The organism is Brevibacterium sp. S22 (genome assembly GCF_004745485.1).
In the GTDB taxonomy this organism is placed as follows: domain Bacteria; phylum Actinomycetota; class Actinomycetes; order Actinomycetales; family Brevibacteriaceae; genus Brevibacterium.
This window is the reverse complement of the sequence record NZ_RHFG01000012.1, coordinates 15,928-37,971: the sequence shown is the minus strand read 5'-3', so window position 1 is coordinate 37,971 and position 22,044 is coordinate 15,928. Positions and strand designations below refer to the sequence as shown.

Sequence of the window (22,044 nt, the reverse complement as noted above, 5' to 3'; positions counted from 1 at the left end):
ACCGACCACGAAAGGAAGCTGACATTGTCGTCACATACCGCCACTGAATCATCGCAGCACAGCGAGCTCGAAAGGAGGACGATTCGAAAGATCTCACTGAAACTGATGCCCTTCCTCACTTTCGGATACTTCATCGCGCACGTCGACCGCAACAACGTCGGAATCGCCAGTTTGCAGATGAACGACGCCATCGGTCTGACATCAACGATCTTCGGACTCGGGTCCTCTCTGTTCTTCCTCGCCTACGTCCTGCTCGAAGTGCCCAGCAACATCATGCTCGCCAAGGTCGGCGCGCGACTGTGGATTGCACGGATTCTCATCACCTGGGGGATCATCGCGACCGCCATGGCGTTCGTCATCGGACCTTTCTCATTCACGGCGATGCGCATCCTCCTCGGAGCAGCTGAGGCCGGATTCTTTCCCGGAATCATCCTCTACCTCACCTACTGGTTTCCTCCGCGCTACCGTGCGCGGAACATGGCGCTGTTCAGCATTGCCATTCCCTTGTCCAACGTCCTCGGATCGATCATCGGCGGGCTCCTTCTGCGACTGTCGATGTTCGGCCTCGACGGCTGGCAATGGCTGTTCATCATCGAGGGTCTGCCGGCCGTCATCCTCGGCGTCATGGCCTTCAAAGTGCTGCCGAACGGCCCGACGGACGCCAAGTGGCTCTCCGACGAAGAACGCGTATGGCTGACGACAGCAATGAGCGAGCAGGAGCAGACCCTCGAGGAGACACGATCCCACACCAGCTTCTGGACACTCTTCACTAACGGCCGCATCATGCTGCTCGCCCTCGTGTACACCTCAACCGCCGCGATCAGCCAAGGGCTGTCACTATGGCAGCCGCAGATCATCAAGAGCTTCGGTCTCACGGACTCTCAGGTCGGCCTCATCAATGCGATCCCGTTCGCAGTGGCAGCAATCCTCATGTACCTCTGGGGCAAGCTGTCGGATCGGCGCTCCGAACGAGTGCTGATGACATTGGTCCCCACAATCGTGGCCGCGATCTCTCTGGCTTTCGTCCCGAACGCGTCGACAATCGTCGTGTTCGTCATCGTGATCTGCGGCGTACTGGTGGGGACCTATGCCGCCAAAGGGCCCTTCTGGAGCCTGAGCTCCGAGTGGCTCAGCAGAAAGGAAGCAGTCGCCGGGATCGCCATCATCAACTCGATCGGATCGCTGGCGGCATTCGGCAACAACATCCTCATCGGCTTCATCAATGATCGAACCGGAAGCTTTGCGCTGTCGATGGTGCCTTTGATGGTGCTGGCGATCAGCAGTGTGGCCCTCCTCATCATCGGGTCCAGGAGGTATTCGACGTCGGTGTGACGACAGGCCGGTACCCGACTTCGAGTCAGTGCAGGATGATCACTGCCATCACATCTGTGCGGTGATCTTCCTGCATGCTCGCAGGAGCTCTGCCCGGTGGTCGAACAGCCCTTCCCTGTCCATCTCACCATGCTCGGCGACCAAATTGAGCGACCCGAGCAGCTCCATGTCCGGCGACCAGATGGGTGCCGTGATGCTCATCGCCCCGAGGTTCCGCTCCGACTCGGCAATCAGGTAGCCGTCCCGTCGGATTGCCTCGAGATCCTCCTGCAACGCGTTCAGATCCTGGATGCGTCCATTCTCCAATCGGATCGGCGAGTATTCATCCAGGAGCTGCTGACGCGCCTGCGGTTCAGCATGGGCGAGCAAGACCTTGCCGCCGCCGAAGAAGAGGCTGAGGACCTGACCGACCGGGAACTGATAGCTCAAAGGGTTCGGCGCTTCAATCCGTGCGACCAACACCCTCGTATCCTTCACACGGACGAACACCGATGAGGTGAGCCCGGTCTGCGCGGTCAGCATCGACAGCAGACCAGGCGCAATCAGTGCCAACCGATCCTGCAGCACATAGGCATGTGACATCGGCAGAACCTTCGGCCCCAGCGTGTACCCGCGCTTGCCACCTTGCAGATAGTCCCGTCCGACCAACTGCCCCACTAGCCGCTGAGTCGTGGCGATGTGCAGACCAGTCATCTTCGAGATGTCGGTCAGACTGACCGGTTCCCGGCTGTTCGTCACACTCTCCAACACATCCAGCGCCCTGTCGAGGGTGCGCCCTTGGTTTCCTTTGGCTTCCACGATCTCACGTCCTCTCAGCAGATTTCCGAGCGCCGCCTCGAAGACGTACCGATTTCCGGTCGCCGACAGTTGACAAGAGCGCACTACCACTCAATACTACCGTCACCCGCGCCAAATGATATTAGCTATCATCCAGTGAGAGGAACATAATATGAGAGTAACCATTCTCGGTCTTGGTGAAGCCGGTTCGGCTTATGCGTCTGCCTTCGACGAGGCGGGACACGCAGTCACCGGGTTCGACCCAAGTCCGGTCGCGACTCCCCCAAATGTCACGCGTGCCGCCTCGGCAGCCGAAGCCGTCTCCGAGGCCGAGGTCGTCCTCGGTCTGACCACTGCCGCACCCTCGGTTGCGGTAGCTTCCGAAACCGCCGGTCATCTGCGTTCCGAGGCGATCTACATCGATATGAACGCGGCTTCACCACAGAAGAAGCGTGAGGTGCAGTCGGCGCTCGGATCCGATGCCAAATTCGTCGATGGTGCAGTCATCGGATCCGTCATTCAGTTCGGGGCTCGGGCTCACGTGCTCCTGTCGGGACCATATTCCGACCTTGCCGCCACCGTGCTGGGAACGATCGGCGCCCAGACCGAGTCCCTCCAAGGGCAGATCGGTGACGCCTCACAGCGCAAACTCCTTCGCAGCGTTTTCATGAAAGGTCTGGGCGCTCTCATCACAGAGGCCATTCAGGCCGGTGAAGAGGCAGGAGAGACCGAATGGGTCCGAGCACAGATCGCCGGCGAACTCGCACTCGGGGAGAAAGCACTCGATCGACTGCTCAACGGCACTGCACAGCACGCGCGGCGCCGATCGATCGAACTCAACGACAGCCTGACTCTCTTGGCCAGCTTCCCGCGCCAATGGCCCATGACTCAAGCCGCGCAGTCGGTCCATCTCACCCTTTCACGGACTGAAGAAGCCTCCGTAGCCGAACAGCTCGCATCGATTCCCACCTCTGCTCTCGGCGATGCCGGCGATCGGTTGGGCTTTCTCGATTCCGCCGTCAAACCGATGTGGAAGTCGGCGCCGATCTCAGGTCGGGCGTTCACAGTGCACACACGCCCCGGGGACAATCTGGCCATCCACCAGGCGCTCCCCCTGACTCAGCCCGGGGACATCCTCGTCGTCGCCGGCGGAGGAGACTGCGAACGTGCCCTCATCGGTGAGCTCATCGCCGAGCGAGCTCAGCTTCGCGGAATCGCGGGCATGGTGATCGACGGCGCGATTCGCGATGTCGACGAGATCGAAGCGCTCGGATTTCCTGTCTGGGCGCGCGGCGTCTCTCCCGCGGGACCGTACAAGACCGGCCCCGGGCGACTCCGCGAAACCATATCCGCAGCAGGGGCCGTGTGCCACCACGGAGATTTCATCGTCGCCGACGCCGACGGCGTCTTCGTCGTCAATCCGCTCGAAGCGGAGAAGGTCCTCGCCGATGGTCGAGCCGTCGTGGCCGATGAAGAGGGCCGTAAAGCGGTCATGCGCCAAGAGGCGTCCCAGCAGACGCAGTAACGAACTTCGCCAACGAATCCAGAAAGGGGAGGACAAAGATGCCTCTCGCCCTTATCGCTCTGGCGGTCTTCATCACAGTCATCGTGGTGTGGAACGTCGTCGTCAAAAGAAACATGGCCGAAGCAATGCTGCTCGGCTTCATCGCCACACTGTTGTTCGCCGGAGGAAACGCTCCGCAGTACGCGGCCGACGCACTTGTCGAGGCGTCTGAGAACGACGTTCTCTACGCCGCCGTCGCGTTCGTCTTCATGACGTATTTCGTCGAGAAGACAGGAGTGATGGACAAACTCATCGGAATCCTGTCGTCCCTGCTCGGCCGGCTCCCAGGCGGACCTGCCTTTGTCGACACGGCCGCGTCGGGAGCCATGGGCGCCTTGGCCGGCGGGTCGAACACAGGCAACGCGGCGGCCTCCGGCTCGATCACCGGGCCGTGGATGGTACGCACCGGGTGGAAGAGAGAACGCGCGGCCACCGTCATCGCCGGCAATGCCGGCCTCGGCGCGGCGCTTCCGCCCAGTGCCTCGATGATCATCATGATCGGGTTCGCCGGGACGCTGGTGACGACCTCGCAGGTCTACCTCGCACTGCTGGTGGCTGGTTCGTATCAGGTCATCTACCGAGTGTTCCTCACCTGGTGGTTCGTCCATCGCGACGGAATCAGGTCCGAAACCGGTGCCGAGCACGTTGCGCTGAAAACTTCCCTGAGCCGCGGGTGGACTTCCGCGCTCATCTTCCTCGGCGCTGTCCTCCCGATCCTGGTCACTGTCGGGCCCCTCGCCGATCTGCTCGCGTCCTCGCCGCGCATCGGCGACTCGCTGGAGAACATCTCGCTCATCATGTGGATTCCCATCCTCATCATCTTCATCAGCGGGGTCGTTGCGTGGAAAGAGCTGCCGAAGACTCTTCCCCAGTGGTGGCACTTCCTCGCGGGATCTGTCCCTCGCTTCTTCACCATCGGGGCGATACTCTTCTTCGCCATCACCGCCTCGGAGGTACTCGCGTCGCTGGGTCTCGATGAGGACGTCAACTCCGTGCTCGACGCAATGAGTCTGCCGTTATGGTTGCTGGTGACCCTCATCGGTGCCCTCATCGTCATCGTCGCAGGTCCGCTGTCGTCGACCGCGACGTTGAGTGCGGTCGGTCAGGTGGCGCTCTTCTCGATGGTGGGCGCCGGCATCGATCCGCTTCTGGCAGTTATCGCGATTCTCGTGTTCGCGTCGACAGAGGGGGCGTCACCACCGGCCTCGGGATCGATCTTCGTCGCCTGCGGCATCACGAAGGCCAGACCGGAGAAGACATTCATCCCCTTGGTCATCTACTACGTCGTTCCATTCTTCATTCTCGGCGTCTTAATCGCGCTGGGCATCGTTCCTGTCCCCATGGGAGGTTGACATGAAAGCCACATTCAGATCCATTTTGCTGCCCCTGTTCACACTGGCGATGGTCGTGTTCCTCCTCCTCGCCTTCCTCATCGTCTTCACCCAGATCGCCGGAATCCTCTTCGCACAGGGCGCGTGGATCGACGCCGCCCGTGAGTCGCTGTCTCAGCCGAGCATCATCGCCGCAATCGTGGTTGGGCTGCTCGGATACTGCTACTACACCACGATCGACAAGGACGGTGAAGACGAAGACTGACCGTTCAACAACGACCCGGTCCCGCATGAACGAACCCGAGACGACCGCACGCAATGCAGCTCAACGGTCTGCATCACATCGATACACCGATGCCCCATGCAAAGGAGCACAATGCCTAGGATAGAACTGTCGAGACTCGAAGACTTCGCGACGACGATTCTCCACCACGCCGGTATGGCTGAGGAGAACGCGTCGACCGTGGCCAAGGTGATGTGCGCGGCCGACCGCATCGGCCTCGGCTCCCACGGAGTCGCCAGGCTATCGACATACCTCGAACGCGTGAGGGCCGGCGTCATGGAGATCGATCCGGAAGTGGTCGTCACTTCGGAGACGGCCTCGGTGGCCACTGTCGATGCGGCCAATGGCTTCGGCCAGGTGGCCGCTACCCTGGCTATGAACCTGGCAATGGACAAAGCACGCAGAACCGGCATCGCCGCAGTTTCGGTTAAGAACTCCAACCATTTCGGCATCGCCGGTCACTATGCACGGACCGCCGCGGAGAACAGACTGATCGGCATCGTCATGACAAATGCGTCTCCAGCATTGCCTCCGTTCAATGCCAAGGACAAGTTGCTGGGCACGAACCCGGTGGCGATCGGAGTTCCCAGCCTCAACCAGCCCTTGGCGGTGTTGGACATGTCTTCGACTCTTGTGGCGCGCGGCAAGATCCGCCGCCACCTGGAGGAAGGTCGGACAACTCTTCCTCGCGGCTGGGCGAATGACGCACAGGGCCGTCCCACTACCGACCCGCACGAGGCGCTCAAGGGTTCGCTTGCGCCGATCGGAGGGCCGAAGGGAGCCGGACTGGCGCTCATGATCGATCTGCTCACTGGAGTCCTGTCTGGAACGACCGTGACCGGGGATGTCGGAAACCTTCTTGATGCGAGCAGGACGGCTAAAACGTCCCATCTGATGATCGCGCTGGATCCCGACAAGTTCATCGGAGGGACGGCGTTCGGTGAACTCGTCGACACGGTCCTGGCCACGATCTCGTCGATGGAACCAGCAGACGGAGGGCGGGTGTACTATCCCGGACTCGTCGAGCACGACCGGTCACTGGACGCAGCGGAGAACGGTGCCGACATCACCAACGAAGGGCTCGACCGGCTCAATCGCGAAGCTTCCATCTATGGCCTAAGTCCTTTGGTCTGAGTCGGTCGGGCGGCTGCAGGATTCCGCGAGATTCCTTGGCCCCTGCAGCCGTCTTCGACTCATTCCACGGTGATGCCGAGCTCGGAGGCGAAGAGTTCAGCGAAGAGCATGAGCTGAGTATCGTCGATGGTCGCTCCGCGCAGAGAGTGGGCTCCGGAGATCTTGTGCGGTTCCAAGCCCCGGATGTCGACGTTGCCGAGGGTGACGCCTTCGCATTGGAACACCCCGACACTGCTGCCCGGAAAAGCAACCCGGCTGACTTTGGCACGGTCGAGGTCGATTTCGTCGATCTTGCAGTCGCGGAACTCGACATCAGTGAGCTTCGATTCGCGCAGATTGAGGTAGGAGATGCGGCAGTTGGTGAAACGCACTTTCTCCCACACACTGTCGAATACCACGCCGGCCCCGATCCGTGTTCCGGAGATCTCGGTATGCAACAGGTTTCCACGGGTCATGTTCCAGGTGTCGGCACGGCAGTCCGTGATCTCCGTACCGGAGATCCGGGCTCCGGTGAGGTCGATCGGTGCGTCGGCATCGCCGAAGTTCACGTTCGTCATTCGGCAGTCGAGGAACGTCGCTTGGGTGGCGTCCGCCTCGGCGAGGTTGAGCTCCGTGAACTCCATGCCTTCGAGGAATTCCTCTGAACCAATATCGCCGAGGAGGCCTTCCACCAGTTCGCCGAGGTTGAGCTTCGGTGGGCGCGGAGCTGTAGTGACCATGCGCCCACCCTATCCGCTGTGTGTGACACAGTCGGCCCCTGCCCGACAGTCGTCTCCCGCACTAGACTGCAGGCATGAAGCCACTGACAACGATCCTGTCATTGCCCGTTGCCGACCCGCAGGCCACAGAGAACTTCTACTCAGAGGGACTTGGACTCGAAACAGACGGTGTGGAGGACGGCATCGTCGCGTTCGAGCTGCCGAACCTGTCGATCTTCTTCATCGCCGCCGACGAGTACGGACAGTACCTCGAACTCTCGGGTCAGCCGGGTTCGAAGAATCCGGTCCCGGGTGCCAGCATCATCTCGTGCGCATTTGCCACTCGAGCCGAGATTGACGAAGTGCTCAACCGTGCCGTCGCTGCCGGTGGATCAGCCGATGCGGGTCAAGACGTCGATGGCTCGTACATGGGCTATTTCGCTGACCTCGACGGTTACATCTGGGAACTCGTCGCCAATGAGCAGACGGCGAAGGCCGCCGGGGCCGAATAGCCCTCACATCCGCTGGTTGCGAGCACTCTCGTAGATGCACACGCCGGCGGCGGTGCCGAGGTTGAGGCTTTCGGCCGAGCCGTAGATCGGGACGGCCACGGACGAATCGCACAGTTCCAGATCCTCGGCGCTCATCCCCCACGCTTCGTTGCCGAAGACCCAGGTGGTCCGTGCGGTGAGATCCAGGCCGGTGTCCCACGGGTGGTGAAGATCGTGGGCTTCGTCGTTCGCATCGGCGGCGAGCACCTGCAGGCCGCGCGCACGGGCGAGTTCGGTCACCTCGGAGAGTCCGACGCCGGTGACCACGGGGATATGGAAGAGCGATCCGGCGGTCGAGCGCACGGTCTTGTCGTTGTAGACGTCCACCGAGGAGGAGGTGAGCACGACGGCATCGGCACCGGCGGCATCGGCCAGGCGGATGATGGTGCCGGCATTGCCGGGGTCGCGAACTTGAGAGAGGACGACGATGAGCTGCGCTTCCTTGTCGAGCACCGAAGTCAGCTCTACGTCGAGCGTCTTGCACACCGCCACGACGCCCTGAGAGTTCACGGTCGATGCGAGTTCTGTGAGCACCTCGGGGGTCACGATGCTGCACTGAATGCGTCCGTGCTTGGACGCGGCGATGAACTCCGAATTCTCCTGGGCGGCCTCGTCGGTGATGAAGAGCTCGACGACGGAGCCTTTCAACGCCAACGCCTCACGCACGGCCTGCGGGCCCTCGACGAGGAACTGTCCGGTCGACTTTCGGTCACGACGCTTGAGCAGCTTCGCAGCGTTCTTGATCCGCTTCGACTGGGGCGAGGAGATGACGTCAGGGAGTTTCATGAAACCGTGTTCTCGATCCGTTGAGAGGTGGAGGATGCGGTGGAAACCGCGGCCCAGACCGACGGACTGTCCAAGGACCGCCATCGGCAATGACCAACGGCCCCGAACCATGTCAGTTCGGGGCCGTTGACGATCACAGTGGTGACCGGTCAGTCACCGAGGTGACCGAATGTCTGTATGACGCTGCTCAGGCGGCGTCGGTCTTCGCTGCGTTGACGTCAGCAGGAAGTGCATCCTTGGCGACCTTGACCAGGTGCGCGAAAGTGGCCGAGTCGTTCACGGCGAGCTCGGCGAGCATGCGACGGTCGACCTCGACTCCAGCGGCCTTGAGACCCTGGATGAAACGGTTGTAGGTCATGCCGTTGGCGCGGGCACCAGCGTTGATGCGCTGGATCCAGAGACGACGGAAGTCGCCCTTGCGCTTGCGACGGTCCCGGTAGCTGTAGACCAGCGAGTGGATGACCTGTTCTTTGGCCTTGCGGTACAGGCGCGAACGCTGTCCGCGGTAGCCGCTTGCCCGGTCAAGGATGACCCGGCGCTTCTTGTGAGCATTGACCGCTCTCTTCACACGTGCCACGTGTTACTCCTTTGAAAAGTTCGTATCTGCCGGCGGTGCCGGACTCTGGTTCAAGCTGTGGCAGCCGGTTTCAGCTGCCCGTGGGAGATCCCGGAGACTGTCCGGGAAGAAAGACCCGAGAGGGGTCTCACCTGCCCTTGAGCTTGCCCAGAAGCTTGCGGGCCATGGCGCGGTCGCCGCCGGTGATTTCCTGATCGGTGGACACGCGGCGCTTACGACCCGAGGACTTGCCCTCGAACTTGTGCTGGTTGTTCACGCCTTCACGCATGATCTTGCCACTGCCAGTCACGCGCATGCGCTTTTTGGCGCTGCTGTTCGTCTTCTGCTTCGGCATAGTGCCGTTCTCCTTTGCAATTCGTTGCCGACGTCGACCGCCGGCAACTACTTCACACGCACAGACCAGGATGGACCTGGAACGCGACGCTACTTAATTTCTCACGCGTCGGGGCTTGCTGAGTTCTTCTCTGCAGCGACCCGATCGCGACGGGACTTCACCTCAGCGGATTTGCCCTTGGCACCTGCTGATGCCTTCCGGGCCTCCGCCTTGGCGTCAGACTTTGACTTGTGCGGGGCGATGACCATCACCATGTTGCGACCGTCGACTCGCGGGGACGATTCGACGGAGCCGAGGTCGGACACATCTTCGGCCAAGCGATTGAGCAGCTTGATGCCCATCTCGGGGCGGGACTGCTCACGTCCGCGGAACATGATCATGACCTTGACCTTGTCGCCGCCTTCGAGGAAGCGGGTGACGTGGCCCTTCTTCGTCTCGTAATCGTGTTCGTCGATCTTGAGACGGAAGCGGATCTCCTTGAGCGCAGTGTTCGCCTGGTTCTTCCGGGCTTCTCTGGCCTTCTGGGCAGATTCGTATTTGAATTTTCCGTAGTCCATGAGCTTGGCTACGGGTGGCTTCGCCTGCGGGGCTACCTCGACGAGATCGAGACCTGCCTCACCGGCGAGATCGAGTGCCTTGCGAATGGCAACGATACCGACCTGTTCACCATTGGGTCCGACCAACCGGACCTCGGGAACCCGAATCCGGTCATTGATGCGCGTCTCGCTGATGTGTTCACTCCTTTTTGCTCAAATGTGGTCGTGGCAACGAAAAAGGCTCCCGTTGACACATGCAAAGGGAGCCTGCACACACGAGCAGTACGGTAGACGTACGTTCAGTGAATACACCTCGATCTGCATCCGCTCGGACAGAATCCGAAGGACAGATCTCTGGACCCGATCGCTCTTCGCGATCAAGGTGGGAGACAGACTCCGCTTCGCACCAGCTACCAGTGTACTACGCTTCATGACTCTTCGCACATCGAGGCCCTGGTGTGATCGCCGCATTGATTTATATGTCAAGCTTATGGCATGAGTTCTGAAGAATCTGTTCCCGCCGAGGCGATCGACGACGTTACGCGCGACATCGCCGAGGTGCCCGCCGTCGAGGTCATCACCTCCAGTGCCGTCCATCTCATGTCCGCCGCCGCCGTCAAGTGCGGTCTGGCCGAGGACTCCGCTGAAGGCCGCGGCGCCGACCTCCAAGACCTCGATGAGGCCCGCAAGCTCATCACAGCATTGGCCGGCTTCGTCACCGGCGCCGCCACCGTGATCGGCGACCACCACGCCCGCCCGCTGCGCGACGGACTGCGCAGTCTGCAGCTGGCCTTCCGCGAGGCCTCCGAGATCCCCGACGCCCCCGGCGAAGGCCCCGGAGAGAAGTTCACCGGCCCCGTCCGCTGACCCTCCGCGCCGACCGCTCTCCCCGCGGCCCTCGATCATCGATCGGGGGCCGCGTTCTTTTCCTCATTCGCCGAGGCGGGCGATGACTCCGGTCATCAGATCACCCTCGACATCGTCGTATCCCGGCCCGAACTGACCAAACCGGAGACCGTTGATCAGCCCGATGATCGCGACCCAGATCGTGATGGTCTCCATGATGATGTCGTCGCCGTAGTCGAGGCCGAGCTCTTCGAGCCCTTCGCGCAGAGGCGTGAGTGCGTTCCCGTCAGCAGAGTAGGCACTCTTCTGACCAGTCTCTTCGGCGTCGGCCGTCAGCTCCGCCACCAAAGCTGCAAGTGTGACCATGATCCGTGTTCCCGGCACCGTGGTCTCCTCGTGTGGAGCCTCGTAGCCGGCGATCGGAGTGCCGTAGATGAGCGCCCACCTGTTCGGGTAGGCGCGAGACCATTTCAGCATCGTCAGCGCCAGCGTTTCCACGCTCCGCTCCTCCGCCAATGCGACATCGACGGCATCGGCGATCTGCGTGAAGGCGTCGCGGATGAGGATCGTCAGCAGTTCGTCGCGGCTCTGCACATACCGGTAGACGGCACTCGAGACGACACCGAGCTCGCGGGCGATCGCTCGCAGCGACAGACCGGCGACGCCTTCGTCGTCGATCATCCGATTGCCGATCTGTGTGATATGTGCTTCCGTCTCAAGCCGCGCACGCTGCCGCGGGGTCGTGTGATCCATGCCGACACCCTACGGTCCGAGAGCGTCAATAACAAAAGTGAGCACTGCTCTTGTTTTCAGTGGCTGACAGCTTTAGGCTCGTTTGAGAGAGCACTGCTCTCGGAGATACTTTCGGGAACTCATCACATGAAGGACTTAACGCCATGACCACTGCACTCATCATCGGACACGGACAGATCGGCGCAGAGATCGCCGCTCAACTCAGCGAAGCCGGGACCACGGTCCGGATCGCCACTCGCTCTGGCGGCGGAAACGCAGCCACGAGCTCGACTGCGCCTTCGAAATCGACCACAACCTCGATACTGACGAGGGCCTCCGCACCCTCAGCAGCCGATACCGCGCGCCCGTCCGCTGCTTCGGCAATCGCCGGGTCCACCGCCGACACGCCCGCGACCACGGCTGCGCCCGTTCCCACTCACATCAAGGCCGACGCAAGCGATCGCGAACAGCTCGTCGAGGCCGCCCTTGGCGCCGACGTGATCTTCGCCTGCGCCCACGCAGCCTATGACAGCCGAGTCTGGGAACGGGTCCTTCCGGCACTCGATGCTGCGGTCCTCGACACCGCCGCAGAACTCGACATCCCCGTCGTCTTCCCCGAATCCGTCTATGCCTTCGCCGGACTCGATCGACCGATCACGGAGGACTCCCCCTTCGCCCCCGTCGATGACAAGGGTCGGATCCGGCAGCGCCTCCTTCAGGCGCGTGCGGCACATCCGGCCACCTCGGCGAGCGTCATCGCAGGTGACCTGCTCGGCAGGACTGCGGAACCGAAGACCTCGGTGGTCCGGATGTGCATCACGGAACCGATCGCCCACGGACGGCGAGCGTTCGTCCCCGCTCGTTCCGATGTCGCCCACGGGATCACGGTCATCGCCGACCTCGCGGCAGCGATGATCCGGGCGGCCGAACTGCTGGCCGACGACACCGCGGGGACGCACCGGCTCCTCCTCGCTCCCGCATCGAATCCGACTCTCGGCGAGATCGCCGAGTTCACGCACGCCGAACTCGGCTCCCGGGCGAAGCGACCGCTGGCGCTGCCCCACTGGGTCATCCGGGCGATCGGACTGTTCGACCGCTCGATGTATGAGGTGGGTCAGCTCGCTCCCGTCTGGTACGAGCCGTGCATCATCGAGCAGGGCGTCCTGGCAGGCTCTGTCCCGACGACCGATTGGCGCGACGGCGTCCGCCAGATGCTCTGATTCCCGCGACGGCACGAGCCTCGTGCCGGGAGCCCGACCGCGACGGAACGACCTCTACTTGAGGAAGATTCCGTTGCCCGGCCCCAGCGGCAGGTCGAAGACGAACCAGATGCCCAGCAGCATGGCCCAGGCCAGCCAGAACGGTATGACGAACGGGAACATCCGGGAGATGACCGTCCCCAACCCCGCATTCGGCTCATACCGGCGGACGAGGCCGAGCAGGACGATCATGTACGGGTTGAGAGGGGTGATGACCTGGGTGGCCGAGTCACCGACGCGGAACCCGGCTTGGATGAACGCCGGTTCGTACCCGAGCAGGGAGAAGAGCGGGACGAATACGGCAGCCATGAGCGTCCACATCGATGATCCGGAGATGATGAACAGGTTGAGCACGCTGGCCAGGAGCATGAATCCGATGACCGCGGCGAATCCGGTCAGACCGATCGCTTCGAGGCCGTCGGCACCGGCGACGGCGATCCACGAACCGATGCCGGTCCAATTGAACAGGGCGATGAACTGGCCGAGGATGAACGCGAGGATGAGGAACGACATCATGTCGATGATCGATTGACTCATCATCCTCACCAGGTCATTCATCGATCGCACGGTGCGGACGACGAAGCCGTAGACGACGCCCATGAGCATGAAGTAGGCGAAGACGATGAAGACGATCGATGACAGCAGCGGGGACTCCGGGAGGAATCCGCCGTCTTCGTTCCGCCATGGGGAGTTCGGGATGAGCACGGAGAACAGGATCACCGCGGTCAGCAGCAGTGCCGCCGCCAGCGACCAGATCAGTCCTCGCTTCTCCTCCGGTCCGAGTTCGGCCTTGATCTCGGTGGAATCGCCCTCGCCCGAGGACTCGGACGGGGCATCTGATTTCGCCGAGGCATTCCCGTACGGGCTGTCGGGTGCTTGGTATTCGCGGGCGAGCCCGCTCGCCGCGGCGTTCGCGTATTCGCGGGGCACTCCCTTTCGCACCATATTCGGCTCGATGAGGCGGTCGATGATGAATCCGGCGATGACGGCCAGCACGATCGACGAGGCGATGTTGAAGTAGTAGTTCGATACCGGGTTGACCGCGGTGTAGTCGGTGTTCGGCAGGGTCTCCATCACCGAGGTGGTGATCCCGGCGAACAGTGCGTCGAGGCTCGTGGGCACGATCGATGTCGAATACCCGGCACCGGTGGCGGCGAACCCGCCGATGAGACCGGCCATCGGATGCCGACCGGCAGCTTTGAACACGAGTGCGGCCAGAGGCGGGATGATGACGAAGGCCGAGTCGGCCATGATCGACCCGACCACCCCGACGAATCCGACGGCGTACGGCAGCAGCCACTTCGGGCTCTTGCCGAAGGCGATGCGCACGGCGGCGGCGAGCATTCCCGACTTCTCGGCCACACCGACGGCGAGCAGGATCGGCAGCACGGTGGCCAGGGGCGGGAACCCGATGTAGTTGTCGCCCATCGTCGTGGTCAGCCAGGACAGGCCCTCACCGGTGAACAGCCCCTTGATTGCGATGGTCTCGTCACCGCCGGGGATGGCCACGGTGATATCGGCCATGGCCATAGCCGTGGAGACGAGACCGGTGATGATGAAGAGCCCGAGGAACAGAGTGAATGGTTCGGGCAGTTTGTTTCCGATGCGTTCGATCCAGTCGAGTGCGCGCTGGCCGAAACCGACTTTCCCATCAGTCGTCGTCGACATAAGCAGTCCTTCTTCTCGTTGGCGAGGAGCTGGGTACGGCGGTGGTCTCAGTCGAAGAAGTGCTCGACGTCGATCGTTCCCCCGTCGCGGGCGAATTCATCGGTCACCTCGGCTGCGAGGGCATCGTCTGCGAGGAAGTCCAAGGCAGTGCACGCGAGCCCGTAGGCTGCGTCGAGTGCCGCGGATTCCGCGGCGGGGGTCTGCGCAGCTGCAGCGAATTCACGGGTATGCAGGGCCACCTCGGCGTCGGCGGTCTTGATGAGCGGATGGATGCCGGGAATCCGGTAGGAGACGTTGCCGAAGTCCGTGGACGCGGCGATTGATTCGTCGAGGACGCCGGCGGGAAGCGGATGGCGGCCGCGGGTCTGTTCATGTTCGGCCCACCGGGCGGTCAGCGCCTGGTTCGTGCGCACAGGCAGCGAGGGCGGGTGTTCGTCCCAATCGACGGTGACACCTGTGCCGGTCATGAGCGCGGCGCCCTTCGCCGCGGCCTCGACCCGGTCGGAGAGCTCCTTGAGCGTGTCCGGGAACTTCGAACGGACATAGCACTGCACTGTGGCGGATTCTGTGATGATCGACGGCCTCGTTCCGCCGTCGCTGATGACGGCGTGCAGGCGGGAGATCGGAGGCATCTGCTGGCGCAGCAGGCCGAGTCCCTGGTAGAAGAGGTTCGCCGCATCGAGGGCGTTGCGTCCCATGAACGGCTGTGCCGAGGCGTGGGCGGCGACTCCCGAATACGTGACCGTGAGCAGGCGGCGGCCCAGCCACACCTGGTCGGCGCAGTCGTAGCCGTACCCGTGGACCATGATGGCCGCGTCGAGCCCGTCGAAGGCACCGCCGCGGGCCATGACTTCCTTGCCCGAGTGGCCTTCCTCGGCCGGGGTTCCCAGCAGCACGACAGTGCCCGGCACGGCCTCGGGGTCTTTCTCGAACAGGGATTGGAGGGCGAGGAAGGCGCCGACTCCTGCGGTGGCGATGATGTTGTGCCCACACGCGTGACCGATCTCCGGCAGGGCGTCGTACTCGGCGAGGATCGCAATCGTGCGCCCGCGGCCGGATCCGGTCGTGGCCCGGAGGGTGGTGTCGACGCCGTAGAGTCCCGTGTCGACGTCGACCCCATGTCTTTCCAGCACCGAGGCGACCGCAGCCACCGAATCGAACTCTTCGAAGGCGGTCTCGGCCAGGCCATGGATGGTGTGGAGCAGATCCGTGAGGTCACCCTTCACGGCCTCCAGACCTGCCGCGATGCGGGAACGACTCGTCTCCGGGGCGCCGGTGAAGTCGGAGACCCACTCAGCGGCCTGCGCGGCCCGAGTCCGGGTCTGGCGAGCCATCTCGTCGAGGTAGCTGCCATCGGGTGCGGTCGAGTGGCCGAGGTCACGGATGTCGCTCATGGGTCACAAGCATAGGCGCCTTGCCGATCTGACACGCCCGGAACAGTCAGACTTCGACGAGGCGGATGGCCAGAGAATCGATCTTCGCGACGAGGTCTTCGTCACCGGCCACGGTCTCTTGGAACCGGCGGACTTCCTCCGGTGGCACTTCGGTTTCGACACCGAGTGTGATGCCGAGCTCCGGCCCACCGAGGTGGACGCTGCTGCTGCCGGGGCTCACACCGAGCCTGGCCAACCAGGGGAAGGACTCGGCGATGGCACGCAGACGCTGGGCCACCTCGGCGTCGGCCCATGACGGCGTCCACGGCTGGGACTGCACGAACGCGAACATGGCCGGTCGGCGCAGCAGGAATGAGGTTTCGGCCCCGGGGTCGAGCACGACGAGTTGGGATTCGGCCTCGATCGCCCCGAGGACCAGCCGTTCGGACTCGATCGGTACGGGCCGGGCATCGGCATGCCACGCCGTCAGCGGTGGGATTCCGGAGAAACCCGGGGTGCACTCGCGTCCGTCCTCGGCCTGGAGGCGGACCATCGCCATCTCCGAGGAGTTGTCGGCCATCAGACCGTTGGCTCCGACCTCCTGGTCGACGACCATCGGCACGATCGGGGCGTAGAGCCTGGCCCCGGACAGTGCCTGGACGACTCGTTGGTGCGCGGCCGGGTCCAGAGGTGCCTGAGCGACCAGGTTCATGGCTTCGAGCAGGGCCGGGTCGGCCAGGCCGGAGTCACCGGAGAACGGGTTGGGTTTGAGGTCCCGGCCCGCCCACGCCTGTCCGGCTGAATCCGTTGGGGTGTGGGCGCCGTCCGCCGGGTCGGCAGACGGGGTGGACCGGGGCTCGTCCGGTTCGTGGGAGTGTGTGCTCACAGGCTCACCGTCCTGCGACGTCGAGGGCTTCTTCCAGGGTGAACTTGCCGGCGTAGAGGGCCTTGCCCACGATTGCGGAGTCGACGCCGTAGGGCACGAGCTCACGGAGGGCACGCAGGTCATCGAGACTGGAGACTCCGCCGGATGCGACGATCGGAGACTCGGTCTTCTGCGCGAGGTCCTTGAGGAGTTCGACGTTGGGGCCCTGCAGGGTGCCGTCCTTGCGCACATCGGTGACGACGTAGCGGGAGCAGCCGGCGGCTTCGAGGGTGGCCAGCACCTCGTAGAGGTCGCCGCCGTCCCGCGTCCAGCCGCGGGCGGCCAGGGTGGTTCCGCGTACGTCGAGGCCGATGGCGACCTGGTCGCCGAAACGGGCGATCATCTCGGCTGTCCATTCGGGGTTCTCCAGGGCAGCGGTGCCGATGTTGACCCGCTCGGCTCCGGTGTCGAGTGCGCGTTCGAGGCTTTCGGTGTCACGGATTCCGCCGGAGAGTTCGACCTTGATCCCCACTGCCTTGACGACCTGATTGAGCAGGTCGGAGTTCGATCCGCGTCCGAAGGCGGCGTCGAGGTCGACGAGGTGGATCCATTCGGCGCCGCGGTTCTCGAAGTCCTGGGCGGCGTCGATGGGTGAGCCGTAGTCGGTTTCGGTTCCGGCTTCGCCCTGGACGAGACGGACGGCCTTGCCGTCGGCGACGTCGACGGCGGGGAGGAGGACCAGCTTGTTCGAACTGTCTGTCATTGTGACCTTTCTGCCAGGGTGCCACGGGGTTTGCGGGCAACCATAGTCGGTGTGCTCGGTCAGGAGCTGAGTGCGTCTGTGGTGTTGGTGCCGGTGCGGCCGGAAACGCTGTCCGGACTGCTGTCGACGGCGAACGAGGCGAGCCAGTTGCGAAGCAGTCCGGCGCCCGCCGCCGCGGATTTCTCGGGATGGAACTGCGCGGCCCAGGTGGTGCCGTCTTCGACGGCGGCGATGAAATCGCTGCCATGGCGGGCGGTCGTCACCGTCGTGTCCGCAGGCGGCTCGACCGCGGCATAGGAGTGGACGAAGTAGAAGCGTTCGTCCCCGATGCCGGCGAACATGGCCGAGTCCGCGGGCGCGTCGACCTTCGACCAGCCCATATGCGGGATGACCGGGGCCTCGAGCGCGGTGACGGCTCCGGGCCACAGACCGATGCCTTCGGTCTTGACTCCGTGCTCCTGACCGCGGGAGAAGAACACCTGCAGACCGACGCAGATGCCGAGCAGCGGTCGGCCCTGTGCGTGGCGGGCAAGGATGAGTTCGACTCCCCCGACCTTCTCCAGTCCGGCCATCACGGCGGAGAAGGCACCGACGCCGGGAACCAACAGTCCGTCGGAGTCGTTGATGACATCATGGTCGTCCGTGAGCGTGACCTCGGCGCCGGCCGCGGCGACCGCGCGCACGGCCGAGCGGACATTGCCTGCTCCGTAGTCGAGGACGGCGACGGTCGTCATCGCTTCGCGCCCCTGCTCAGCACCGACCAGATCCTCCACAGGGAGAATCCGAGGACGATGGCGCCGAGTGCGGCAACGACCCAGGCGACGGTGTTCCCACCCAGGCCCAGCGCAATGCCGAAGGCGGCGACGAGTCCGGCCAGGACGGCGGCGATGATCCACAGCAGTGCCGTGCGTGCCATGGCGGCACGGCCCGGGCTCATGGTGGCGGCGCTGGCCTGCAGCTTCGTCATCGATGAGGTCGGAATATTGCCGTCGATGTCTTCTGCGGCAACGGTTTCGAGCAGCAGCCCTTCGAGCACGTCGGGCAGGTTCTTCAGCGCCAGTCCGGCCGGCACGTCGGATTCGCGGCTGCCGTGGCGGTAGTGGCCGGCATCAATCTGCTCTTCGCTGCGCACGAGGAGGAGGACCTCATGTTTGCCGGCGAGCTTCGAGATCGCTGCGGCCGCCTCGTTGCCGGCTTGGACATCGGTGTCGGCGAGGACGATTCCACTGAATTCGCCGATCGGCACGATGGTGCCGGAGATGTTCGAGAGCACGCAGGCGGCGGCGAGCTGCTGGGCGACCCCGAACGGGGTCACGATGACGGTCGTGCTCACAGGACTCCCTTGGTGCTGGGAACGGAGTTGCTTCGCGGGTCGGTTTCGACGGCCTCGCGCAGCGCCCGGGCGAAGGCCTTGAACTCGGCTTCGACGATGTGGTGCGGGTCGCGGCCGCGGACGAGGTCGAGGTGGACGGTGAGTCCGCCGTTGAAGGCGATGGACTCCAGCGAGTGGGACGTCATCGATCCGGTGAAGTGACCGCCGATGAGGTGGTACTGCTGACCTTCGGGTTCGCCTTCGTGGACGAAGTAGGGACGGCCGGAGACATCGACGACGCACTGAGCCAGTGCTTCGTCCAAAGGCACGGCGGCGAATCCGTAGCGGCGGATGCCGACCTTGTCGCCGAGTGCTTCACGCAGGGTCTGGCCGAGCACGATGGAGGTGTCTTCGACGGTGTGGTGGACGTCGATGTGGGTGTCGCCGGTGGCGGTGATGTCGAGGTCGATCATCGAGTGCTTCGACAGGGCGGTGAGCATATGGTCGAAGAACGGCACGCTCGTCGAGATGTTCGAGGTGCCGGTGCCGTCGAGGTCGACGGACACGGACACCGTGGACTCGGAGGTGGTGCGTGAGTTCTGGGCCTGCCTCATGGAGTGCCTTTCGTCGGGGCGGCGGATGACGGGGTCGGGGTCTGCGGACGGTCTGCGAGGACCTCCGGTGATTCGGCGAGGATCTCGTCGATGGCGGTCAGAAACGCTTCGGTCTCATCCTCGGTGCCGGCGTTGACGCGGGCATGGCCGGTGATGCCGATATCGCGGATGAGGACTCCGCGGTTGAGCAGCCTCTGCCACAGATCGGCCGGTGAGGCGATGTTGCCGAAGAGGACGAAGTTCGAATCGCTGTCGTGCACGCTGAAGCCGACCTCGGCGAGGTGGCTGGCCATCCGGTTGCGTGAGTCGATGAGTCGGTCGACGTTGCCCAGCAGCAGCTCCGCGTGTTCGAGTGCCGTGCAGGCCAGCACCTGCGTGATCTCGGAGAGGTGGTAGGGCAGACGGACGAGGCGGAGGACGTCGATGAGTTCAGGAGCGGCGATGGCGTAGCCCAAACGCAGTCCGGCGCAGGCGAAGGCCTTGCTCATGGTGCGGGAGACGACGAGGCGGGGGCGGCCCTCCAACAGGGTCATCGCCGAGGATTTGGCGGGGCGGGAGAACTCCGCATACGCCTCGTCGACGATGACGATTCCCGAACAGTTGTCGTAGGCGGCTTCGATGACGTCGAGGCCGATCGACGTGCCAGTCGGGTTGTTCGGGGTGCAGAGGAAGACGATGTCCGGATTCGCGCGGGACACCTCGGCGGCGACCGTGTCCGCATCGAGAGTGAAGTCGTCCCTGCGTTCGACGTGCTGCCATTCGGCACCGGTGCCCGTGGTGATGAGCGGGTGCATCGAATAGGAGGGAGTGAACCCGAGGACGGTGCGTCCGGGTCCGCCGAAAGCCTGCACGATATGGCTGAGCACTTCGTTCGAACCGTTGGCTGCCCAGATCATGGACGGATCGAGTTCGACGGCGTCGCCCGCGCGTTCGTTCACTCCGTCGAGGTAGCTCACGAGGTGTTCGCGCAACGCGGTGAATTCGCGGTCGGGATATCGGTTGAGTCCGGAGAAGTGATCGTCGACCGCGGCGCGCATGCTGTCGACGACGATGTCCGGAAGCGGATAGGCGTTCTCATTGACGTTGAGCTGAACCGGCACATTGAGGTGCGGAGCCCCGTAGGGCTTGAGGCCGACGAGGTCGGAACGCACTGGCAGAGATTCGATGTTTCCCACGGCGATCATTCTACCGAGAGACCCCTGCCGCCCGGGCGGCGGGTCGGGCCGCGAGACTCGCCGAGGCGGACGGATCCGCCCTGCCCTCAGCGGACGGGGACGTCGAGGGTCTGGCCCGGGTGGACTGTCGGGGTGTCCAGGTGGTTGATCTCGACGATATCGGCCACGACGTCACGGGTGTCGCGGTCGATGCCGAGATTCGAAGCCACGGTCCACAGCGATTCGCCTTCGCCGACGACGACGGCCTCGGCGTCGATGCCGATACTCTCCGCCTCCGGTTCAGCGACGGCGGCGGCCGAGAACGACTGGGTGGCGAGGAGGAGCGCTCCGCCGATGATGACGAGAGCGACCAGCAGGGTCCGGAGAAGGCGCACAGCCTGGCGTCCACGAGTGGTCAGGCGCAGCCCGGTGTTCTGTGCAGACATCGCATTACCTCTTTCATTCGTACGATTCCACCAGCAATCGGTAGAACGTCTGTTCTATTCAACATGCCAATCGAACAAATGTCCAGTCCAACTCGAACATCTATGCGACAATGAGAGGGAACCAGCGTTGTTGATTGATCTGTCAGAACCATCTCAGTCGGCACTGACACGAGAATTTCCGAAGCGGAGATCACGGCGTTCAGCGGCAGGGAATAGAACGAAGGGGAACGAGCAATGGTTCAGAACAAACGAGGCAGAGGCAGGCCTCGCAACGAAGATGTTGCCAGCGAGATCGCTGCCGCTCGCAGCGATGACGACGTGGTCCAGATCCCTGAGGGGTCGACCGGTGAGGGCGACTTCCGCCTCACTCCTCGCCAGCGCCTCGTACTCGAAACCATCGAACGCGCTGTCGTCACCAACGGCTACCCGCCGAGCATGCGCGAGATCGGCAGGGCCGCAGGACTCGCCTCACTCTCGAGCGTCGCCCACCAGCTCGCCCAGCTCGAACGCCTCGGCTATGTCCGTCGCGATCCGAAGCGCCCGCGTGCCATCGAGGTGGTCAATCCCTTCGAGGAGGAAGAGGCCGAGCGCGCGAAGTACGAGGAGCTCGCCAACAACACCGTCCAGGTTCCGGTCGTCGGACGCATCGCCGCCGGTGGTCCGATCCTGGCCGAGCAGGAGGTCGACGACGTCTTCTCCCTGCCGACCCAGGTGGTCGGCTCCGGTGAGATGTTCCTGCTCAAGGTCGTCGGCGATTCGATGATCGAAGCCGCCATCTGCCACGACGACTGGGTGGTCGTACGCAAGCAGCATACGGCTGACAACGGTCAGATCGTCGCAGCGCTGCTCGACGGTGAGGCCACGGTGAAGACGCTCAAGCGCAAGGCCGGTCAGCAGTGGCTGATGCCGCAGAACGAGAACTACGAGCCCATCGACGGCACCTACGCGCAGATCATGGGACTCGTCGTTGCTGTCATCCGCCGCCTCTGAGTCGCCTCTGAGTCGCCTCTGAGTCTCCGTCCAACGGCACGGCATGAAAGCCCGCGACCTCCTCGGTCGCGGGCTTTCGTGGTTCAGTCAGTCGGTTTCCGGCCATCAGCCGGTCAGCT

General features: G+C 63.5%; 25 protein-coding genes. 9 read left to right on the top strand and 16 right to left on the bottom strand.

Features of this window, described 5'->3' with window-relative positions; all coding sequences use genetic code 11:
• The first annotated feature begins 105 nt into the window (after positions 1 to 105).
• Positions 106 to 1,332: an MFS transporter gene (locus tag EB835_RS11375; RefSeq protein ID WP_135809589.1), complete on the top strand. Its 1,227-nt coding sequence runs from the start codon at positions 106 to 108 to the stop codon at positions 1,330 to 1,332.
• 48 nt (positions 1,333 to 1,380) lie between these two features.
• Here EB835_RS11375 and EB835_RS11370 read toward each other — a convergent pair whose 3' ends face one another.
• Entirely contained in the window at positions 1,381 to 2,130 is a 750-nt protein-coding gene (locus EB835_RS11370; protein WP_229664192.1) for an IclR family transcriptional regulator, read from the bottom strand.
• A gap of 151 nt (positions 2,131 to 2,281) precedes the next feature.
• On the opposite strand from EB835_RS11370, the gene EB835_RS11365 reads away from it, so the two are divergent.
• From EB835_RS11365 to EB835_RS11350, 4 genes are all read left to right on the top strand, one after another.
• Entirely contained in the window at positions 2,282 to 3,634 is a 1,353-nt protein-coding gene (locus EB835_RS11365) for an RraA family protein (protein ID WP_135809588.1), read from the top strand.
• A gap of 38 nt (positions 3,635 to 3,672) precedes the next feature.
• Positions 3,673 to 5,025 carry a TRAP transporter large permease subunit gene (locus EB835_RS11360; protein WP_135809587.1) on the top strand — a complete coding sequence of 451 codons (1,353 nt, stop codon included), beginning with the start codon at positions 3,673 to 3,675 and terminating at the stop codon, positions 5,023 to 5,025.
• A 1-nt stretch (position 5,026) separates the two neighbouring features.
• Positions 5,027 to 5,269: a hypothetical protein gene (locus EB835_RS11355; protein ID WP_135809586.1), complete on the top strand. Its 243-nt coding sequence runs from the start codon at positions 5,027 to 5,029 to the stop codon at positions 5,267 to 5,269.
• 111 nt (positions 5,270 to 5,380) lie between these two features.
• Positions 5,381 to 6,421 carry an Ldh family oxidoreductase gene (locus EB835_RS11350; RefSeq protein WP_168216714.1) on the top strand — a complete coding sequence of 347 codons (1,041 nt, stop codon included), beginning with the start codon at positions 5,381 to 5,383 and terminating at the stop codon, positions 6,419 to 6,421.
• 59 nt (positions 6,422 to 6,480) lie between these two features.
• On the opposite strand, the gene EB835_RS11345 is transcribed toward EB835_RS11350, so the two are convergent.
• Positions 6,481 to 7,140 carry a pentapeptide repeat-containing protein gene (locus EB835_RS11345; RefSeq protein ID WP_135809584.1) on the bottom strand — a complete coding sequence of 220 codons (660 nt, stop codon included), beginning with the start codon at positions 7,138 to 7,140 and terminating at the stop codon, positions 6,481 to 6,483.
• A 74-nt stretch (positions 7,141 to 7,214) separates the two neighbouring features.
• On the opposite strand from EB835_RS11345, the gene EB835_RS11340 reads away from it, so the two are divergent.
• Entirely contained in the window at positions 7,215 to 7,631 is a 417-nt protein-coding gene (locus EB835_RS11340) for a VOC family protein (RefSeq protein ID WP_135809583.1), read from the top strand.
• Between the two features lie 3 nt (positions 7,632 to 7,634).
• Here EB835_RS11340 and EB835_RS11335 read toward each other — a convergent pair whose 3' ends face one another.
• The 4 genes from EB835_RS11335 to infC form a co-directional block, all read right to left on the bottom strand.
• Positions 7,635 to 8,456 (bottom strand): TrmH family RNA methyltransferase, encoded by an 822-nt coding sequence (locus tag EB835_RS11335; RefSeq protein WP_135809582.1) that lies wholly within the window; start codon positions 8,454 to 8,456, stop codon positions 7,635 to 7,637.
• 187 nt (positions 8,457 to 8,643) lie between these two features.
• A complete protein-coding gene (gene rplT / locus EB835_RS11330; protein WP_025779787.1) occupies positions 8,644 to 9,033 on the bottom strand; it encodes a 50S ribosomal protein L20 in 390 nt (129 codons plus the stop codon).
• Between the two features lie 127 nt (positions 9,034 to 9,160).
• On the bottom strand, positions 9,161 to 9,367 hold the full coding sequence (gene rpmI / locus EB835_RS11325; protein ID WP_135809581.1) for a 50S ribosomal protein L35: 207 nt from the start codon (positions 9,365 to 9,367) through the stop codon (positions 9,161 to 9,163).
• 101 nt (positions 9,368 to 9,468) lie between these two features.
• Positions 9,469 to 10,083 carry a translation initiation factor IF-3 gene (gene infC, locus EB835_RS11320; protein ID WP_276606002.1) on the bottom strand — a complete coding sequence of 205 codons (615 nt, stop codon included), beginning with the start codon at positions 10,081 to 10,083 and terminating at the stop codon, positions 9,469 to 9,471.
• Between the two features lie 315 nt (positions 10,084 to 10,398).
• Here infC and EB835_RS11315 point away from each other — a divergent pair, with 315 nt between their 5' ends.
• Positions 10,399 to 10,770, top strand: coding sequence for a DUF1844 domain-containing protein (locus EB835_RS11315; RefSeq protein ID WP_135809579.1), 372 nt, complete (start codon positions 10,399 to 10,401; stop codon positions 10,768 to 10,770).
• A gap of 63 nt (positions 10,771 to 10,833) precedes the next feature.
• Here EB835_RS11315 and EB835_RS11310 read toward each other — a convergent pair whose 3' ends face one another.
• Positions 10,834 to 11,502, bottom strand: a complete 669-nt coding sequence (locus tag EB835_RS11310; RefSeq protein ID WP_135809578.1) for a TetR/AcrR family transcriptional regulator — start codon at positions 11,500 to 11,502, stop codon at positions 10,834 to 10,836.
• A gap of 143 nt (positions 11,503 to 11,645) precedes the next feature.
• Between EB835_RS11310 and EB835_RS11305 the strand changes: the two genes are divergently transcribed.
• Positions 11,646 to 12,701 carry a Rossmann-fold NAD(P)-binding domain-containing protein gene (locus EB835_RS11305; protein WP_135809577.1) on the top strand — a complete coding sequence of 352 codons (1,056 nt, stop codon included), beginning with the start codon at positions 11,646 to 11,648 and terminating at the stop codon, positions 12,699 to 12,701.
• Positions 12,702 to 12,755: 54 nt separating this feature from the next.
• On the opposite strand, the gene EB835_RS11300 is transcribed toward EB835_RS11305, so the two are convergent.
• The 9 genes from EB835_RS11300 to EB835_RS11260 all read right to left on the bottom strand — a co-directional run bounded on the left by EB835_RS11300 (position 12,756) and on the right by EB835_RS11260 (position 20,935).
• Complete coding sequence (locus EB835_RS11300; RefSeq protein WP_135809576.1) at positions 12,756 to 14,408, bottom strand: AbgT family transporter; 1,653 nt, start codon at positions 14,406 to 14,408, stop codon at positions 12,756 to 12,758.
• A 47-nt stretch (positions 14,409 to 14,455) separates the two neighbouring features.
• Complete coding sequence (locus EB835_RS11295) at positions 14,456 to 15,802, bottom strand: amidohydrolase (protein WP_135809575.1); 1,347 nt, start codon at positions 15,800 to 15,802, stop codon at positions 14,456 to 14,458.
• A gap of 46 nt (positions 15,803 to 15,848) precedes the next feature.
• On the bottom strand, positions 15,849 to 16,667 hold the full coding sequence (locus EB835_RS11290; RefSeq protein ID WP_240688695.1) for an SseB family protein: 819 nt from the start codon (positions 16,665 to 16,667) through the stop codon (positions 15,849 to 15,851).
• A 4-nt stretch (positions 16,668 to 16,671) separates the two neighbouring features.
• Complete coding sequence (gene priA, locus EB835_RS11285; RefSeq protein WP_135809573.1) at positions 16,672 to 17,409, bottom strand: bifunctional 1-(5-phosphoribosyl)-5-((5-phosphoribosylamino)methylideneamino)imidazole-4-carboxamide isomerase/phosphoribosylanthranilate isomerase PriA; 738 nt, start codon at positions 17,407 to 17,409, stop codon at positions 16,672 to 16,674.
• Between the two features lie 59 nt (positions 17,410 to 17,468).
• Positions 17,469 to 18,143, bottom strand: coding sequence for an imidazole glycerol phosphate synthase subunit HisH (gene hisH, locus EB835_RS11280; protein ID WP_135809648.1), 675 nt, complete (start codon positions 18,141 to 18,143; stop codon positions 17,469 to 17,471).
• Complete coding sequence (locus EB835_RS11275) at positions 18,140 to 18,742, bottom strand: hypothetical protein (protein WP_135809572.1); 603 nt, start codon at positions 18,740 to 18,742, stop codon at positions 18,140 to 18,142. The genes hisH and EB835_RS11275 overlap by 4 nt, the downstream gene beginning before the upstream one ends.
• Positions 18,739 to 19,335, bottom strand: coding sequence for an imidazoleglycerol-phosphate dehydratase HisB (hisB, locus tag EB835_RS11270; RefSeq protein WP_135809571.1), 597 nt, complete (start codon positions 19,333 to 19,335; stop codon positions 18,739 to 18,741). Before hisB ends, EB835_RS11275 begins: the two co-directional genes overlap by 4 nt.
• Positions 19,332 to 20,510, bottom strand: a complete 1,179-nt coding sequence (locus EB835_RS11265; RefSeq protein ID WP_240688694.1) for a histidinol-phosphate transaminase — start codon at positions 20,508 to 20,510, stop codon at positions 19,332 to 19,334. The genes hisB and EB835_RS11265 overlap by 4 nt, the downstream gene beginning before the upstream one ends.
• Before the next feature lie 86 nt (positions 20,511 to 20,596).
• Complete coding sequence (locus EB835_RS11260; RefSeq protein ID WP_135809569.1) at positions 20,597 to 20,935, bottom strand: LysM peptidoglycan-binding domain-containing protein; 339 nt, start codon at positions 20,933 to 20,935, stop codon at positions 20,597 to 20,599.
• Positions 20,936 to 21,169: 234 nt separating this feature from the next.
• Between EB835_RS11260 and lexA the strand changes: the two genes are divergently transcribed.
• Positions 21,170 to 21,925, top strand: a complete 756-nt coding sequence (gene lexA, locus EB835_RS11255) for a transcriptional repressor LexA (RefSeq protein ID WP_135809568.1) — start codon at positions 21,170 to 21,172, stop codon at positions 21,923 to 21,925.
• Positions 21,926 to 22,044 lie beyond the last annotated feature (119 nt).

Coding starts and splice junctions, on each gene's coding strand:
- EB835_RS11375 (WP_135809589.1), top strand. CDS start 106: ATGCCCTTCCTCACTTTCGGATACTTCATCGCGCACGTCGACCGCAAC.
- priA (WP_135809573.1), bottom strand. CDS start 17,409: ATGACAGACAGTTCGAACAAGCTGGTCCTCCTCCCCGCCGTCGACGTC.
- EB835_RS11350 (WP_168216714.1), top strand. CDS start 5,381: ATGCCTAGGATAGAACTGTCGAGACTCGAAGACTTCGCGACGACGATT.
- rpmI (WP_135809581.1), bottom strand. CDS start 9,367: ATGCCGAAGCAGAAGACGAACAGCAGCGCCAAAAAGCGCATGCGCGTG.
- EB835_RS11365 (WP_135809588.1), top strand. CDS start 2,282: ATGAGAGTAACCATTCTCGGTCTTGGTGAAGCCGGTTCGGCTTATGCG.
- hisB (WP_135809571.1), bottom strand. CDS start 19,335: ATGAGGCAGGCCCAGAACTCACGCACCACCTCCGAGTCCACGGTGTCC.
- EB835_RS11260 (WP_135809569.1), bottom strand. CDS start 20,935: ATGTCTGCACAGAACACCGGGCTGCGCCTGACCACTCGTGGACGCCAG.
- EB835_RS11310 (WP_135809578.1), bottom strand. CDS start 11,502: ATGGATCACACGACCCCGCGGCAGCGTGCGCGGCTTGAGACGGAAGCA.
- EB835_RS11315 (WP_135809579.1), top strand. CDS start 10,399: ATGAGTTCTGAAGAATCTGTTCCCGCCGAGGCGATCGACGACGTTACG.
- EB835_RS11335 (WP_135809582.1), bottom strand. CDS start 8,456: ATGAAACTCCCTGACGTCATCTCCTCGCCCCAGTCGAAGCGGATCAAG.
- EB835_RS11340 (WP_135809583.1), top strand. CDS start 7,215: ATGAAGCCACTGACAACGATCCTGTCATTGCCCGTTGCCGACCCGCAG.
- lexA (WP_135809568.1), top strand. CDS start 21,170: ATGGTTCAGAACAAACGAGGCAGAGGCAGGCCTCGCAACGAAGATGTT.
- EB835_RS11345 (WP_135809584.1), bottom strand. CDS start 7,140: ATGGTCACTACAGCTCCGCGCCCACCGAAGCTCAACCTCGGCGAACTG.
- EB835_RS11355 (WP_135809586.1), top strand. CDS start 5,027: ATGAAAGCCACATTCAGATCCATTTTGCTGCCCCTGTTCACACTGGCG.
- EB835_RS11300 (WP_135809576.1), bottom strand. CDS start 14,408: ATGTCGACGACGACTGATGGGAAAGTCGGTTTCGGCCAGCGCGCACTC.
- EB835_RS11305 (WP_135809577.1), top strand. CDS start 11,646: ATGACCACTGCACTCATCATCGGACACGGACAGATCGGCGCAGAGATC.
- EB835_RS11360 (WP_135809587.1), top strand. CDS start 3,673: ATGCCTCTCGCCCTTATCGCTCTGGCGGTCTTCATCACAGTCATCGTG.
- EB835_RS11295 (WP_135809575.1), bottom strand. CDS start 15,802: ATGAGCGACATCCGTGACCTCGGCCACTCGACCGCACCCGATGGCAGC.
- hisH (WP_135809648.1), bottom strand. CDS start 18,143: ATGACGACCGTCGCCGTCCTCGACTACGGAGCAGGCAATGTCCGCTCG.